Origin of the sequence: Streptomyces sp. NBC_01716 (assembly GCF_036248275.1) — a bacterium.
Classification (GTDB): Bacteria; Actinomycetota; Actinomycetes; order Streptomycetales; family Streptomycetaceae; genus Streptomyces.
The window spans coordinates 3,611,301-3,625,254 of record NZ_CP109181.1; the positions used below are offsets into that span (position 1 = coordinate 3,611,301).

The following is a 13,954-nucleotide window of genomic DNA, read 5'->3' on the forward strand; positions in this document are numbered from 1 at the left end:
CCCGCAGGTCAAAGCCGTCTCAGCGTTCCAGCTTCCCCCATTGTCCCTTGCCGATTGCGCCCGCTTCCGACCGCCCCGCAAGGTGAGTGCAGCACCCGCCGAACGAGGAGGAGCGATCCGAACCCGCCTCCGCGACAGCCTCGTCGATGCCGTGGCCGTCTGCGTACTCATCACCTGCACAGCCGTGCTGCTCGTGCTCATCAACCGCTACTGAACACACCACCACAACGGGAGACAGAGACTCATGCGTAACCTTCGATTCCGCTCGGCCGCCACCACCGCCACCACCGCGCTCGTGGCCGCACTCGCCCTCACCGCCTGCGGGCCGGACGACGTGGTCAACTCCACCCCGAAGCCCGACTCCACGGCCGCCGCCGGCACGGCCACGGACGCGCCGGACGCCAAGGAGAGTGAGCAGCCGCCCGCCGACCAGAACGCGGACAAGGGCAACGGAAACGACAACGCCAGCGACGCCAACGGCAGCGGCGACAGCAGCGCCGGCAAGGGCAGCTCCAAGACCAAGACCACCTCCTGCACCGGCGACAACACCAACGTCACCGTCACCAAGGTCAGCCGGCCCCTCAACCACCTGCTGGTGACCGCCACCAACACCGGCAGCGGCGACTGCCACGCCTACTACGCGCCCCTCCTCGGCTTCGACGAGGCCCAGGCCGTCACCCAGATCAACGAGGACAGCAAGCCGCAGGCCGTGGTCACCCTGTCGCCCGGCCAGTCGGCCTACGCCTCGATCGCGCTGGGCGGCGTCGACGGCGCCCCGACCACCGCGGCGTACAAGCTCAGCGTCGCCTTCTCGGGCCGCGACAACCAGGGGTCGGTGGGCTCGGGCGCGAACCTCACCCTCCCGAAGGAAACGGCGACCACCGCGGACACGTCGGTCTCCTACTGGCAGTCGACCATGGCCGACGCCCTGACCTGGTAGCCGGGGCGGCCGGTCACGCGCGGGCGGCTCAGAGCGCCCGCGCGACCTCCGTCGCCCAGTAGGTGAGGATCGTCCCCGCGCCGGCCCGCTTGATGCCGGTCAGGCTCTCCAGGATCGCCTTGTCCCGGTCGATCCAGCCCTTCTCGGCCGCCGCCTCGATCATCGCGTACTCACCACTGATCTGGTACGCGGCGACGGGCACGGCCACCTCGGCGGCGACCTTCGCGAGCACGTCCAGATACGGCCCGGCCGGCTTCACCATCACCATGTCCGCGCCCTCTTCGAGGTCGAGCGCCAACTCCCGGAGGGACTCACGGGAGTTGGCCGGGTCCTGCTGATAGGTCTTGCGGTCGCCCGTCAGCGACGAGCCGACCGCCTCCCGGAACGGGCCGTAGAACGCGGACGAATACTTCACCGCGTACGCCAGGACGGCCACGTCCTCCTTGCCGATGGTGTCCAGCGCGTCCCGTGCGACGCCGACCTGGCCGTCCATCATCCCGCTGGTCCCCACCACATGCGCACCCGCGTCGGCCTGCACCTGGGCCATCTCCGCGTACCGCTCCAGCGTCGCGTCGTTGTCGACGCGCCCGCCGGCGTCGAGCACCCCGCAGTGGCCGTGGTCGGTGTACTCGTCCAGACAGAGGTCGGACATGATCACCAGGTCGTCACCGACCTCCTCGCGCACGGCCCGGATCGCCACCTGGAGGATTCCCTCCGGGTCGGTCCCGGCCGTGCCGACCGCGTCCTTCTTCGCGTCCTCCGGCACCCCGAACAGCATGATCCCCGAGACGCCCGCGGACACGGCGTCCACGGCCGCCTTCCGCAGCGTGTCCAGGCTGTGCTGGACGACCCCGGGCATGGCCGAGATGGCCACGGGCTCGCCGACACCCTCCCGCACGAACGCGGGCAGGACCAGGTCGGCCGGGTGCAGCCGCGTCTCGGCGACCATGCGCCGCATCGCGGGGGTGGTCCGCAGCCGACGGGGCCGGGTGCCGGGGAAGGAACCGTACACAGTCATGGTGAGTCGCCTCATGAGTCCGGAAAGGGCGGTTGTTCGGTGCCCTTCCACGCTACGCCGCAAGGCCGGCTTCCCGGGACGGGTACCCCCGCCCCGGGACGCTCAGGTCGTACGCCGCCGCCTCGATCCCGGTCGCCGTTCGCTGGGCCGGGTGACCGTTTCTCCTGCCTCACGGGCCGCCTCCCGGCGCGCCGCGCCGAACGCCGCCAGCGCCTCAGCCAGCTTGTGCACCGAGGGCTCCGGCGCCAGCACGTCCACCCGCAGACCGTGCTCCTCCGCCGTCTTGGCGGTCGCCGGGCCGATGCACGCGATGACGGTCACGTTGTGCGGCTTGCCCGCGATGCCGACCAGATTCCGCACGGTGGACGACGAGGTGAACATCACCGCGTCGAAGCCCCCGCCCTTGATGGCCTCCCGCGTCTCGGCGGGCGGCGGCGACGCGCGCACGGTCCGGTAGGCCGTGACGTCGTCGACCTCCCAGCCCAGCTCGATCAGCCCGGCCACCAGCGTCTCCGTGGCGATGTCGGCGCGCGGCAGGAACACCCGGTCGATCGGGTCGAAGACCGGGTCGTACGGCGGCCAGTCCTCAAGGAGACCGGCTGCGGACTGCTCGCCGCTGGGCACCAGGTCCGGCTTGACGCCGAAGTCGACCAGCGCGGCGCCGGTCTGCTCGCCGACGGCGGCGACCTTGATCCCCGCGAAGGCACGGGCGTCCAGCCCGTACTCCTCGAACTTCTCCCTGACGGCCTTCACCGCGTTGACGGAGGTGAAGGCGATCCACTCGTAGCGCCCGGTGACGAGCCCCTTGACCGCGCGCTCCATCTGCTGGGGCGTACGAGGCGGTTCGACCGCGATGGTCGGGACCTCGTGCGGTACGGCCCCGTACGACCGAAGCTGGTCGGAGAGCGACGCGGCCTGCTCCTTCGTACGCGGGACGAGCACCTTCCAGCCGAACAGCTGCTTCGACTCGAACCACGCGAGCTGGTCGCGCTGCGCCGGCGCGCTGCGCTCCCCGACCACGGCTATGACCGGCTGGTGCCCGGCCGCCGACGGCAGGACCTTCGCCTGCTTCAGCGTGAGCGCGATCGTGCCGAGCGTCGCGGACCAGGTGCGCTGGCGCGTCGTCGTACCGGCGACGGTGACCGTCATCGGCGTGTCCGGCTTGCGGCCCGCGGCGACGAACTCGCCCGCGGTCGCGGCGACCGTGTCGAGCGTCGCCGAGACCACCACCGTGCCGTCGCTCGCGCCGAGTTCGGTCCAGCAGCGCTCACCGGCCGTACGGCTGTCGACGAACCTGACGTCGGTGCCCTGCGCGTCCCGCAGCGGCACGCCCGCGTAGGCGGGCACACCCACGGCGGCGGCGATACCGGGCACGACCTCGAAGGGAATGCCCGCAGCGGCGCACGCCAGCATCTCGGCGCCGGTGTCGCCGTCGAGACCGGGATCCCCGGTCACCGCACGGACGACCCGCTTGCCGCCCCGCGCGGCCTCCATGACAAGATTGACGGCATCCCTGATCGCGGGGATACCGGCGGCTGTTGACGCATCGTCAACAATCGTCAACTCAGGCGTGCTCACTCCCGCACGCGCATGGCCGCGTACGAGTTCGAGCACATCAGGCTCGGCGATCAGTACCTCCGCCCCCGCGAGCGCCTCGACGGCGCGGAGTGTCAGCAGACCCGGATCCCCGGGTCCGGCACCGAGGAAGGTGACGTGCCCTGATGCGGAGACGGCCGGATGATGGTCGGCGATGGGGCTCAAAGTGCTCGCTCCCCCATAAGACCGGCCGCACCCTTGGCGAGCATCTCGGACGCGAGTTCGCGACCGAGCGCGACGGCGTCGCCGTGCGACGTGGGTACGGGACCGGTGATGGACAACTGCACGAGCGTCGAGCCGTCGGTCGTGCCGACGACACCCCGCAGGCGCAGTTCGTTGACAAATCGCGCGTCCTGTCCGTCGCCCAGCAGGTCGGCCAGCGCACCCACAGGTGCGCTGCAGCCGGCCTCCAGGGCGGCGAGCAGGGAACGTTCCGCGGTGACGGCGATCCGCGTGTGCGGGTCGTCGAGGCCGGCGAGTGCGGCGGTGAGTTCCAGGTCGGAAGCCACGCATTCGACGGCGAGTGCCCCCTGGCCGGGGGCCGGCAGAACGGAGTCGACCGACAGGTAGTCGGTCACCTCGGCCGTCCTGCCGAGGCGGCCCAGACCGGCCGCGGCCAGCACGACCGCGTCGAGCTCACCGTCGTGGACGTAGCCGATCCGGGTGTCGATGTTCCCGCGTATCGGCACGGTCTCTATGAGACGGCCGTGGTCCCGGGCGTACGCGTTGAGCTGCGCGGTGCGCCGCGCGGAGCCCGTACCGATCCTGGCGCCGTGCGGCAGCCGGTCGAAGGTCAGCCCGTCGCGTGCGATGAGCACGTCCCTGGGGTCCTCACGGCGCGGTACGGCGGCCAGCGCCAGGGCGTCGGGCTGCGCGGTGGGCAGGTCCTTGAGCGAGTGGACGGCGAAGTCGACCTCACCGCGCAGCAGCGCGTCGCGCAGCGCGGTGACGAAGACACCGGTGCCGCCGATCTGGGACAGCTGCTCGCGGGAGGTGTCGCCGTACGTGGTGATCTCGACGAGCTCGACGGCCCGCCCGGTCAACTCCCGTACGGCGTCGGCCACTTGCCCGGACTGGGCCATGGCCAGTCTGCTGCGCCTGGTGCCGAGTCTCAGTGTCTTCCCGGTCATACCCGCCCTCGGTTCTTGACATCGACCGCGTTCCGGTCGCCGACCCCGCCCCGGTCCGCCCGGCTGACGGCGGCGACCGTCTGCGGGTCGAGGTCGAAAAGTTCGCGCAGCGCGTCGGCGTAACCGGCGCCGCCCGGCTCACCGGCGAGCTGCTTCACCCGCACGGTCGGAGCGTGCAGCAGTTTGTCCACGACGCGCCGTACGGTCTGGGTGATCTCCGCGCGCTGCCGCTCGTCGAGGCCGGGGAGCCGGCCTTCGAGACGAGTGATCTCGCCGGCGACGACGGAGGCGGCCATGGCGCGCAGGGCGACCACGGTCGGGGTGATGTGCGCGGCGCGCTGGGCGGCGCCGAAGGCCGCGACCTCGTCGTTGACGATCCGCTTGACCTGGTCGACGTCGGCGGCCATCGGGGCGTCGGCGGACGCCTCGGCGAGGGACTCGATGTCGATCAGCCGGGCACCGCGCAGCCGGTGGACGGCCGCGTCGATGTCGCGGGGCATGGCGAGGTCGAGGAGCGCGAGCTCCCGGCCGCCGGCGAGGGCGGACTCGACGGCGTCGGCCGTCAGCACCAGCCCGGTGGCGCCGGTACAGGAGACGACGACGTCGGCACGTGTCAACTCGGCGTCGACGGTGCCCATGTCGACCGCGCGGGCCCTGACCCCCGTACCGCCAGGCTCGCCCAGGATCGTCACCAGCCGGTCCGCGCGGGCCGCGGTGCGGTTGGCGACGACGATCTCGGCGACCCCGGCGCGGGCGAGTGTCGCGGCGGCGAGCGAGGACATCGATCCGGCGCCGATCACCAGCGCCCGCCGGCCCCGGGCCCAGGCCCGTACGTCCGCGCCGGCGGCGAGCTGTTCGAGACCGAAGGTGACGAGCGACTGCCCGGCCCGGTCGATCCCGGTCTCGCTGTGGGCGCGCTTGCCGACGCGCAGCGCCTGCTGGAAGAGGTCGTTGAGGAGACGTCCCGCGGTGTGCGACTCCTGGCCACCGGCGAGCGCGTCCTTGATCTGCCCGAGGATCTGCCCCTCGCCGACGACCATCGAGTCCAGTCCGCAGGCCACCGTGAAGAGATGGTGGACGGCGCGGTCCTCGTAGTGCACATAGAGATAAGGGGTGAGCTCGTCCAGGCCGACACCGCTGTGCCGGGCCAGGAGCGTGGAGAGCTCGGCGACGCCCGCGTGGAACTTGTCCACGTCCGCGTACAGCTCGACCCGGTTGCACGTGGCGAGGACAACGGCCTCGGTCGCCGGTTCGGAGGCGAGTACGTCCTGAAGGAGCTTGATCCTGCTGTCCGGTGACAGCGACGCCCGGTCCAGCACGCTCACGGGCGCGCTGCGGTGGCTCAGACCGATGACCAGAAGACTCATGCCGGCATCACGGCGGGGACTTCCCCGTCGGGTCCCTTCCGGCTCGCGGTGGTGGAGCGGACCGGCGGCGGGGTGCCGGCCTCGGCCGCGGCGGCTTCCTCACCGGCCTTGCGCTGCTCGTGGAAGGCGAGGATCTGGAGCTCGATCGAGAGGTCGACCTTCCGTACGTCCACGCCGTCCGGCACGGTCAGCACGGTCGGCGCGAAGTTGAGGATCGAGGTGACGCCGGCGGCGACGAGACGCTCACAGACCTGCTGGGCACCGCCCGCCGGGGTCGCGATGACCCCGATGGAGACGCCGTTGTCGCTGATGATCCGCTCCAGCTCGTCCGTGTGCTGGACCGGGATCCCGGCGACCGGCTTGCTGGCCATCTCGGGGTCGGCGTCGATCAGCGCGGCGACCCGGAAGCCGCGGGAGGCGAATCCGCCGTAATTGGCGAGCGCGGCGCCGAGGTTGCCGATGCCGACGATGACGACCGGCCAGTCCTGTGTGAGGCCGAGTTCACGGGAGATCTGGTAGACGAGGTACTCCACGTCGTACCCGACACCGCGCGTTCCGTAGGAGCCGAGATACGAGAAGTCCTTGCGCAGCTTCGCGGAGTTGACCCCGGCGGCCACGGCGAGTTCCTCGGACGACACCGTGGGCACGGAGCGCTCGGAGAGTGCGGTGAGTGCCCGCAGATACAGCGGAAGGCGGGCGACCGTGGCCTCGGGGATTCCTCGGCTACGGGTCGCCGGTCGGTGAGTTCGGCCAGTTGCCACGGTGCTCCTGCGGGATGAGCGGGGCTGCAGGCGGCCGTATGTCCCAGGACCGCCCCGTCCTGTGCAGGTTATGCCTTTGTGAACGCGTGCACAAAGATTGTGTCCGCTTTGTCCGCGCAAAGTGACCGGCGTCACGCGACCCGTTCGAGGGATCTTGGAACCCTCGACCGTACCGGTCCGTTCAACCCATGATGGGGGCAAAGCAGTACAACTCCTCATGACCACGCCCCCGAGACCACCCTCTCCGCGCCCGCCGAGCCGGTCGTCCCGGCTCTTCGGAAAAGGCTCGGCAAAGCGCCCACGATCGTAACCGTCTTTCTGTCAGGCCCCCAGTTCCTTGCGGAGACGATCGGCGTCCACACGCCAGAAAGTGTGCTGCTCGCCGTCCACGAGCACGACCGGGATTTGCTCCCAGTAAGCGCGACGCAGCTCTTCGTCGACCGTGATGTCCTTCTCATCCCAAGATGCCCCGGTCTCGGCGCACACCGCGGCCACGACGGCGCGCGCGTCGTCACAGAGATGACAGCCGGGTTTGGAGACGAGCGTCACCACACGCTCGGCCGGATTCTTCTTCGTACGACGCAGGAGAGGGCTCATGCCGTCCATTCTCCGCGCCCCGCGAAGACCCCCCGGACAGGGCCCGGCCCTCCGCCTTCTCGGAGAGTTCACACCGACGGCACCCCGGCGCGTCCGGAAGTACCGAACAGACTGACTATGCTCACGCTATGGCCGCACTGGGATGGCTCACCCCCCGTAAGCGCTCCGCGACAGCACGGAGCGTGCTCGCGGGTGAGGCCGCAGCAGAGGCAGGACTCAAGTCGTCACAGGAGATCGACGGCGTCGGCGCGGCACCGACAGGCACCGCCGCCGACCCGGCCGTGCCGGACTTCCCCGTCTTCGGTGACGCGCGCGCCGCTGCCTTCTTCGACCTGGACAACACCGTCATGCAGGGCGCCGCGATCTTCCACTTCGGCCGCGGGCTCTACAAGCGGAAGTTCTTCCAGCGCCGTGAACTGGCCAGATTCGCCTGGCAGCAGACCTGGTTCCGGCTCGCCGGCGTCGAGGACCCGCAGCACATGCAGGACGCCCGCGACAGCGCGCTGTCCATCGTCAAGGGCCACCGGGTCTCCGAGCTGATGTCCATCGGCGAGGAGATCTACGACGAGTACATGGCCGACCGCATCTGGCCCGGCACCCGCACGCTCGCCCAGGCACACCTCGACGCCGGGCAGCAGGTCTGGCTGGTGACCGCCGCGCCCGTCGAGACGGCCACGATCATCGCCCGGCGCCTCGGCCTGACCGGCGCGCTCGGCACCGTCGCCGAGTCGATCGACGGCGTCTACACCGGCAAGCTCGTCGGCGAGCCGCTGCACGGCCCGGCGAAGGCCGAGGCGGTACGGGCGCTGGCCGCGGCCGAGGACTTCGACCTGGACCGCTGCGCGGCGTACAGCGACTCGCACAACGACATCCCGATGCTCTCGCTCGTCGGACATCCGTACGCGATCAACCCGGACAGCAAGCTCCGCAAGCACGCCAAGGACCGCGAATGGCGGCTGCGCGACTACCGGACGGGCCGCAAGGCGGCCAAGGTCGGCATCCCGGCGGCCGCCGGGGTCGGCGCGCTGGCGGGCGGCACGGCCGCCGCGGTGGCGCTGCACCGCCGCCGCCGCTGACTCGCCGCCGACCCACCGCCGCTGCCTGACTCAGGCACAACAGATCACCCCAGCTGACAGATCGTGACACCAAGCGATCAATAACTGCTCACGATGTGCTACTTGATTCGCCATATAGGCGTAACAGAAGCGACGTAATCGATGATTTGAGCAACTGGGTGTAGTGCTGCCTGTACGAAGCGTTATTCTCCTCAGACGCATACCGGACCCCACACGTCGCCACGACGAGTGAATGGTCCCGCACTGAACGTGATGGAAGCTCTGCCTCTGGGAGTCCCGTGTACCCACACGTCGGGGTTGACGCCTCGGGCCTGGCTACGCTGCGCGCATCGGTCCTCGACCACTTGCGCGGCTTCGTCCCCACCGCGTACGCCGTCCCCGCCCTCGCCGCCGCGGCCCCTGCCGTGAGCGGCCCGATTGGTCCTTGCTATGCCCTGGCGAACGGTGGTGCGGCGGTCGGCAGACGGGGAAGCCGGCACAGCGCCACCACCTCCGCCTCCACCCCTGTCCGCCGCCCCACGGCCGACAGCGACAGCGCCCGCATGATGGAGCTCGTCGAGCGCGCCCAGGCCGGCGAGGCCGAAGCGTTCGGCAGGCTGTACGACCAGTACAGCGACACCGTCTACCGCTACATCTATTACCGCGTGGGCGGCAAGGCAACCGCAGAGGACCTCACCAGTGAGACCTTCCTGCGCGCCCTGCGCCGTATCTCCACATTCACCTGGCAGGGCCGCGACTTCGGCGCCTGGCTGGTCACGATCGCGCGGAACCTGGTCGCGGACCACTTCAAATCGAGCCGCTTCCGACTGGAAGTGACCACCGGCGAAATGCTCGACGCCAACGAGGTCGAGCGCAGCCCGGAGGACTCCGTCCTTGAGTCCCTCTCCAACGCCGCGCTGCTCGAAGCCGTACGGAAACTCAACCCCCAGCAGCAGGAGTGCGTGACGCTGCGCTTCCTGCAAGGGCTCTCGGTCGCCGAGACCGCCCGGGTCATGGGGAAGAACGAAGGAGCGATCAAAACCTTGCAGTACCGGGCCGTTCGCACGCTGGCGCGGCTGCTCCCGGAGGACGCCCGCTGATACTTGCCGACCGGTCCGGCGCACCGTTCAACTCACCGTTCAACTCACGGTCGGTGACGCCTCGATGACGCACTGGTCCGATCATCTTTCGCGCGTAACCCAAGTGCCGCGACGCTCGTTGTCCGGGATGCAGGCTCCCTGTGGATGCGCTCAAGGCGTGCAACCTTCCGAACCCTCAGGGGAGTCGATCGTCATGACGAGAGGAGGTGCCGCCAGTGATCGCGAATGTCTCGGCACACCGGCGGGCGAACGCCTTCGCCCAGGCCCTGGAAGACCGGACGCCCCAGGGCGAGGCGGCGGAGCAGCCCGCCGTTTCGGCCGAACCGACTGAGCAGGGGCGGCTGTTGGCCCTGGCGACCGGTCTCGGAGAACTACCGAGACCCACGCTGGACCCCGAGGTCAAGGTGGTGCAACGGGCACAGCTCGTGGCAGCCATGGAGGCCATGCTTCAGGAGGGCACTGCGGACGGACCGGCGGACACCGGCCCCGCGGTGCCCGAGCAGCGGCGGACATCCGGGAGAGGAGCCCACCGGGCGTCCCCGCTCCGGGGGCTCCGGAGGCTCCGGCCGAAGTCCCGCTGGTCCAAAGGGCTCGCGGCCGGAGGTCTCACGGTCGGTGTCGCCGCCGGCGCCTTCGGCGGAGTGGCCGCCGCCAGTTCCGATGCCCTGCCCGGTGATTCGCTGTACGGGCTGAAGCGCGGCATGGAGGACTTCAAGCTGGGCCTGGCCGACGAGGACGCCGACCGTGGCGGTCTCTACCTCGACCACGCGTCGACCCGGCTGAGCGAAGCCCGCCGCCTGCTCGAACGTGGCCGCTCCGGCGCGCTCGACCATGAATCGCTCGGCGAGATCCGCCGGACGCTCAACGGCATGAGTCACGACGCCACCGAGGGCCATCGGCTGCTGAACCAGGCGTACGAGAAGGACGGCAAGATCAAGTCGATCGCGACGCTCTCCTCGTTCTCCGCGTCGCACCGCGCCATCTGGGACGGCGTGCGGGACCAGCTGCCACCGCAGCTGAGCGACGTGGGCAGCCAGGTCAACTCGGTCTTCGACGCCATAGACGAAGACGTCGCCCCGCTTCAGTCACTGCTGCCCCGCTCCCCGGACCAGGACCGGCGCCCGCAGAATCCGGGCGGTGCCACCACCAACGAGTCCAACGGCTCGGGCGGCGGTCCGGACATCGGCCCGTCGCCGTCGAAGTCGGCCCCCGACACGGGCCGTACGGACAACGGCGGGAAGCCGAGCCCGTCCGGTCCCGGTGCCACGGAGGACGATGGGCTGCTGCCCACCGCCCCCGGCGATCTGCTCAACCCGCCACCGGGCGACGGCCTTCCGTCGGCGCCCGGCCAGGGAGGCATCCCCCCGGCCCCGGACATCACGATCCCGCCGCTGCTGCCCAACCTGCTGCCGGGTCTGGGCATCGACACCGAGGACGTGGACTGACGAAGGCGCCGTAGGCGGAAGAGGAGGCGAGGGCCGACGGCCCTCGCCTCCTCTCATACGTGCGAACGCGGCGTCAGAAGAAGACCGACCGCCGCTGTACGAGCAGTTTGTAGAGCGTGTGCTGGATCTGCTCCCGTACCTGATCGGTCAGGTTGAACATCAGCATCGGGTCCTCGGCCGCCTCCGGCGGATAGCCGTCCGTCGGAATCGGCTCGCCGAACTGGATCGTCCACTTCGTCGGCAGCGGCAGCGCGCCCAGCGGCCCGAGCCACGGGAACGTCGGCGTGATCGGGAAGTACGGGAATCCCAGCAGCCGGGCCAGCGTCTTGGAGTTGCCGAGCATCGGGTAGATCTCCTCCGCCCCGACGATCGAGCACGGCACGATCGGCACGCCCTGCCGCAGCGCGGTCGAGACGAATCCGCCCCGGCCGAAGCGCTGCAACTTGTAGCGCTCACCGAAGGGCTTGCCGAGGCCCTTGAAGCCCTCCGGCATCACACCGACGATCTCGCCGCGCTGGAGCAGCCGTTCGGCGTCCTCAGCACAGGCCAGGGTGTGACCGGCCTTGCGCGCCAGCTCGTTGACGACCGGCAGCATGAACACCAGGTCCGCGGCGAGCAGCCGCAGATGGCGGCCGGCGGGATGGTTGTCGTGGACGGCGACCTGCATCATCAGGCCGTCCAGCGGGAGGGTGCCCGAGTGGTTGGACACCACCAGGGCGCCGCCGTCCGCGGGGATGTTCTCGATGCCCTTCACCTCCACGCGGAAGTAGTTCGCGTAGAGGGGCCGGATCAGCGACATCAGGACCTGGTCGGTGAGTTCCTTGTCGTAACCGAACTCGTCGACCTCGTAGTCGCCCGTGACCCGGCGCCGCAGGAAGGCGAAGCCCTGGGCGAGCCGCCGGTCCCAGTCGCCCCCGCCGGGCCGGGGCTCGGCATCGGTCTCGGGCCGGACATCGTCCGCCCCGGTCTCGCTTGGCGCATCTGCCGCACCGGCCTGGCTCGGATCGGCGTCCCGCGCGTCGCCGGTGGCGGCGTCCCGCGTCCCGTCCGGCTGATCGGGAACGGACGAGAGCGACGATTGCGGCCCCGAACCCGACTGGGACGAGGCGGACTTGCCGCGCCCTTGCGCGCGCTTCGCGGCGGCGTCCTTCGCCGCTTTCGAAGACTTCGCCGCTTTCGAAGTCCCGCCGCCGGTGCCGGCGGCGCCGCCCAACCGCGCCGCGCGCCGTGACCGGGGCTCTTCGCCGAAGGGAATGACCTTGGCATCGGCCATGTCAGATGCGCTCCTTGCTGACGAGGGTGGCGAGCCGGTCGACCGCGTCGGCGACAGCCTCCGGCGGCAACAGCCCGGCACCCCGGCTACGTGCGAAGTCCGTGAAGGCCTCCGCCGTGGTGTACGTGGGTACGAACCCCAGTGTCTCGCGCATCTGGTCCGTGCTGACAACCCTGCCGTGGGTCAGCAGCCGGATCTGCTCCGGCGAGAAGTCCGTCACACCGAGCGTGCGCAGCGCGGAGCCGACCCAGGTCACCGCGGGCAGCAGAACGGGCACTGTCGGCCTGCCCAGGCGCCGGGAGCACTGCGAGAGCAACAGCACACCGTCACCGGCGATGTTGAAGGTCCCGCTGTTGAGCGTGCCGCGCCGCGGCTCGTGCAGGGCGATCCGCAGGACGTCGATGACGTCGTCCTCGTGGACGAACTGGAGCCGCGGATCGTAGCCGAAGACCGTCGGCAGCACGGGCAGCGCCAGATACTCGGCGAGCGGTGAATCCGCCGCCGGCCCCAGGATGTTCGCGAAGCGCAGTACGCACACCGCGACATCGGGACGGCGGCGCGCGAACCCGCGTACGTACCCCTCGACCTCCACCGCGTCCTTCGCGAAGCCGCCGCTGGGCAGCGACTTGGGCGGGGTGTTCTCGGTGAAGACGGCCGGGTCCCGGGGCGCGGAGCCGTACACGCTCGTGCTCGACTTGACGACCAGGCGCTCGACGGTGGGCGACTTCTGGCAGGCGCCGAGCAGTTGCATCGTGCCGATGACGTTCGTCTCCTTGACGGCCGTCCGGCCGCCGGTGCCCAGCGGCGTGCCCGTCACGTCCATGTGCACGACCGTGTCGACGGAATGCTCGGCCAGGACGCGCGCTATGGCGGGCTGGCGGATGTCCGCCCGTACGAAATCGGCACCGCCGAGACTGTGCTCGGGAGTGACGGCGTCCACGCCGATGACGCGGTCCACCTCGGAGTCGCGCAGAATTCTCCGTACGAGACGGCTGCCGAGCTGGCGGGCCACTCCGGTCACGAGCACGACCTTGCCCAAGATCAGCGCCTTCCCCTGAATTCGATGTCCGACCCAAGCACATTGCTTGTCCCAGCCGTCACCGTAGCGGGTCGGCGTAGCCGGGGGACGGCCGCACGAGGCTCTTCTCCGGAGCTTCGCGAAATCTTTGAGCCGTAACGTGAGCCGTAACGCACCACGGCCCTCCCACCTGCATGGTGGAAGGGCCGCGATGTCACGTACAGCTGTCGCTCACTTCTTGTTACGACGCTGGACGCGGGTGCGCTTGAGCAGCTTGCGGTGCTTCTTCTTGGCCATCCGCTTACGCCGCTTCTTGATAACAGAGCCCACGACTACCCTCGCTCACTTCTCTTCACTCGGTGCGGGGCGTCTGGGCCCACACGACCTACGTTGGCCCAGCCTACCCGTCGCCGAGTGAGGGACGTAATCCGAGGGAAATCTCAGGCGGATTCGACCCCCACGAAAGACTCGCGGAGATACTCGTGAACCGCTTGCTCCGGAACCCGGAAAGACCTGCCCACCCGGATCGCCGGCAGATGACCACTGTGCACCAATCGATACACGGTCATCTTCGACACTCGCATGACCGAGGCGACTTCCGCCACGGTAAGGAACTTGACCTCGTTGAGAGGCCTCTCGCTGCCAGCAGCCATG

15 protein-coding genes are annotated in these 13,954 nt (G+C 70.0%); 5 read left to right on the forward strand and 10 right to left on the reverse strand.

Features of this window, described 5'->3' with window-relative positions; all coding sequences use genetic code 11:
• Positions 1-82: 82 nt before the first annotated feature.
• Both OIE74_RS15760 and OIE74_RS15765 read left to right on the forward strand, forming a co-directional pair.
• Positions 83-214 (forward strand): hypothetical protein, encoded by a 132-nt coding sequence (locus OIE74_RS15760; RefSeq protein WP_329383497.1) that lies wholly within the window; start codon positions 83-85, stop codon positions 212-214.
• Between the two features lie 30 nt (positions 215-244).
• Positions 245-940: a DUF4232 domain-containing protein gene (locus OIE74_RS15765; RefSeq protein ID WP_329383500.1), complete on the forward strand. Its 696-nt coding sequence runs from the start codon at positions 245-247 to the stop codon at positions 938-940.
• Positions 941-968: 28 nt separating this feature from the next.
• Here the strand turns inward: OIE74_RS15765 and hemB are convergent, their stop codons facing one another.
• From hemB to OIE74_RS15795, 6 genes are all read right to left on the reverse strand, one after another.
• On the reverse strand, positions 969-1,958 hold the full coding sequence (gene hemB / locus OIE74_RS15770; protein ID WP_329383503.1) for a porphobilinogen synthase: 990 nt from the start codon (positions 1,956-1,958) through the stop codon (positions 969-971).
• Positions 1,959-2,060: 102 nt separating this feature from the next.
• Positions 2,061-3,719 (reverse strand): bifunctional uroporphyrinogen-III C-methyltransferase/uroporphyrinogen-III synthase, encoded by a 1,659-nt coding sequence (locus OIE74_RS15775; protein WP_329383506.1) that lies wholly within the window; start codon positions 3,717-3,719, stop codon positions 2,061-2,063.
• Positions 3,716-4,684 (reverse strand): hydroxymethylbilane synthase, encoded by a 969-nt coding sequence (hemC, locus tag OIE74_RS15780; RefSeq protein ID WP_329383509.1) that lies wholly within the window; start codon positions 4,682-4,684, stop codon positions 3,716-3,718. Before hemC ends, OIE74_RS15775 begins: the two co-directional genes overlap by 4 nt.
• Positions 4,681-6,051: a glutamyl-tRNA reductase gene (locus OIE74_RS15785; protein WP_329383511.1), complete on the reverse strand. Its 1,371-nt coding sequence runs from the start codon at positions 6,049-6,051 to the stop codon at positions 4,681-4,683. The genes hemC and OIE74_RS15785 overlap by 4 nt, the downstream gene beginning before the upstream one ends.
• Positions 6,048-6,812 carry a redox-sensing transcriptional repressor Rex gene (locus OIE74_RS15790; RefSeq protein ID WP_329383514.1) on the reverse strand — a complete coding sequence of 255 codons (765 nt, stop codon included), beginning with the start codon at positions 6,810-6,812 and terminating at the stop codon, positions 6,048-6,050. The genes OIE74_RS15785 and OIE74_RS15790 overlap by 4 nt, the downstream gene beginning before the upstream one ends.
• Positions 6,813-7,133: 321 nt before the next feature.
• Positions 7,134-7,409 (reverse strand): glutaredoxin family protein, encoded by a 276-nt coding sequence (locus OIE74_RS15795; RefSeq protein ID WP_329383517.1) that lies wholly within the window; start codon positions 7,407-7,409, stop codon positions 7,134-7,136.
• Positions 7,410-7,537: 128 nt separating this feature from the next.
• Here OIE74_RS15795 and OIE74_RS15800 point away from each other — a divergent pair, with 128 nt between their 5' ends.
• The 3 genes from OIE74_RS15800 to OIE74_RS15810 all read left to right on the forward strand — a co-directional run bounded on the left by OIE74_RS15800 (position 7,538) and on the right by OIE74_RS15810 (position 11,009).
• Positions 7,538-8,485 (forward strand): HAD family hydrolase, encoded by a 948-nt coding sequence (locus tag OIE74_RS15800; RefSeq protein WP_329383520.1) that lies wholly within the window; start codon positions 7,538-7,540, stop codon positions 8,483-8,485.
• Positions 8,486-8,763: 278 nt separating this feature from the next.
• Positions 8,764-9,564, forward strand: coding sequence for an ECF subfamily RNA polymerase sigma factor, BldN family (locus OIE74_RS15805; RefSeq protein ID WP_329383523.1), 801 nt, complete (start codon positions 8,764-8,766; stop codon positions 9,562-9,564).
• Between the two features lie 215 nt (positions 9,565-9,779).
• Positions 9,780-11,009: a DUF5667 domain-containing protein gene (locus OIE74_RS15810; RefSeq protein ID WP_329383526.1), complete on the forward strand. Its 1,230-nt coding sequence runs from the start codon at positions 9,780-9,782 to the stop codon at positions 11,007-11,009.
• A 73-nt stretch (positions 11,010-11,082) separates the two neighbouring features.
• Here OIE74_RS15810 and OIE74_RS15815 read toward each other — a convergent pair whose 3' ends face one another.
• From OIE74_RS15815 to OIE74_RS15830, 4 genes are all read right to left on the reverse strand, one after another.
• Entirely contained in the window at positions 11,083-12,282 is a 1,200-nt protein-coding gene (locus OIE74_RS15815; protein ID WP_329383529.1) for a lysophospholipid acyltransferase family protein, read from the reverse strand.
• A 1-nt stretch (position 12,283) separates the two neighbouring features.
• A complete protein-coding gene (locus OIE74_RS15820) occupies positions 12,284-13,321 on the reverse strand; it encodes an NAD-dependent epimerase/dehydratase family protein (protein WP_329383532.1) in 1,038 nt (345 codons plus the stop codon).
• A gap of 210 nt (positions 13,322-13,531) precedes the next feature.
• Positions 13,532-13,630, reverse strand: a complete 99-nt coding sequence (locus OIE74_RS15825) for a 30S ribosomal protein bS22 (RefSeq protein WP_003948845.1) — start codon at positions 13,628-13,630, stop codon at positions 13,532-13,534.
• A 110-nt stretch (positions 13,631-13,740) separates the two neighbouring features.
• A complete protein-coding gene (locus tag OIE74_RS15830) occupies positions 13,741-13,953 on the reverse strand; it encodes a helix-turn-helix domain-containing protein (protein ID WP_014046653.1) in 213 nt (70 codons plus the stop codon).
• Position 13,954: the final 1 nt, after the last annotated feature.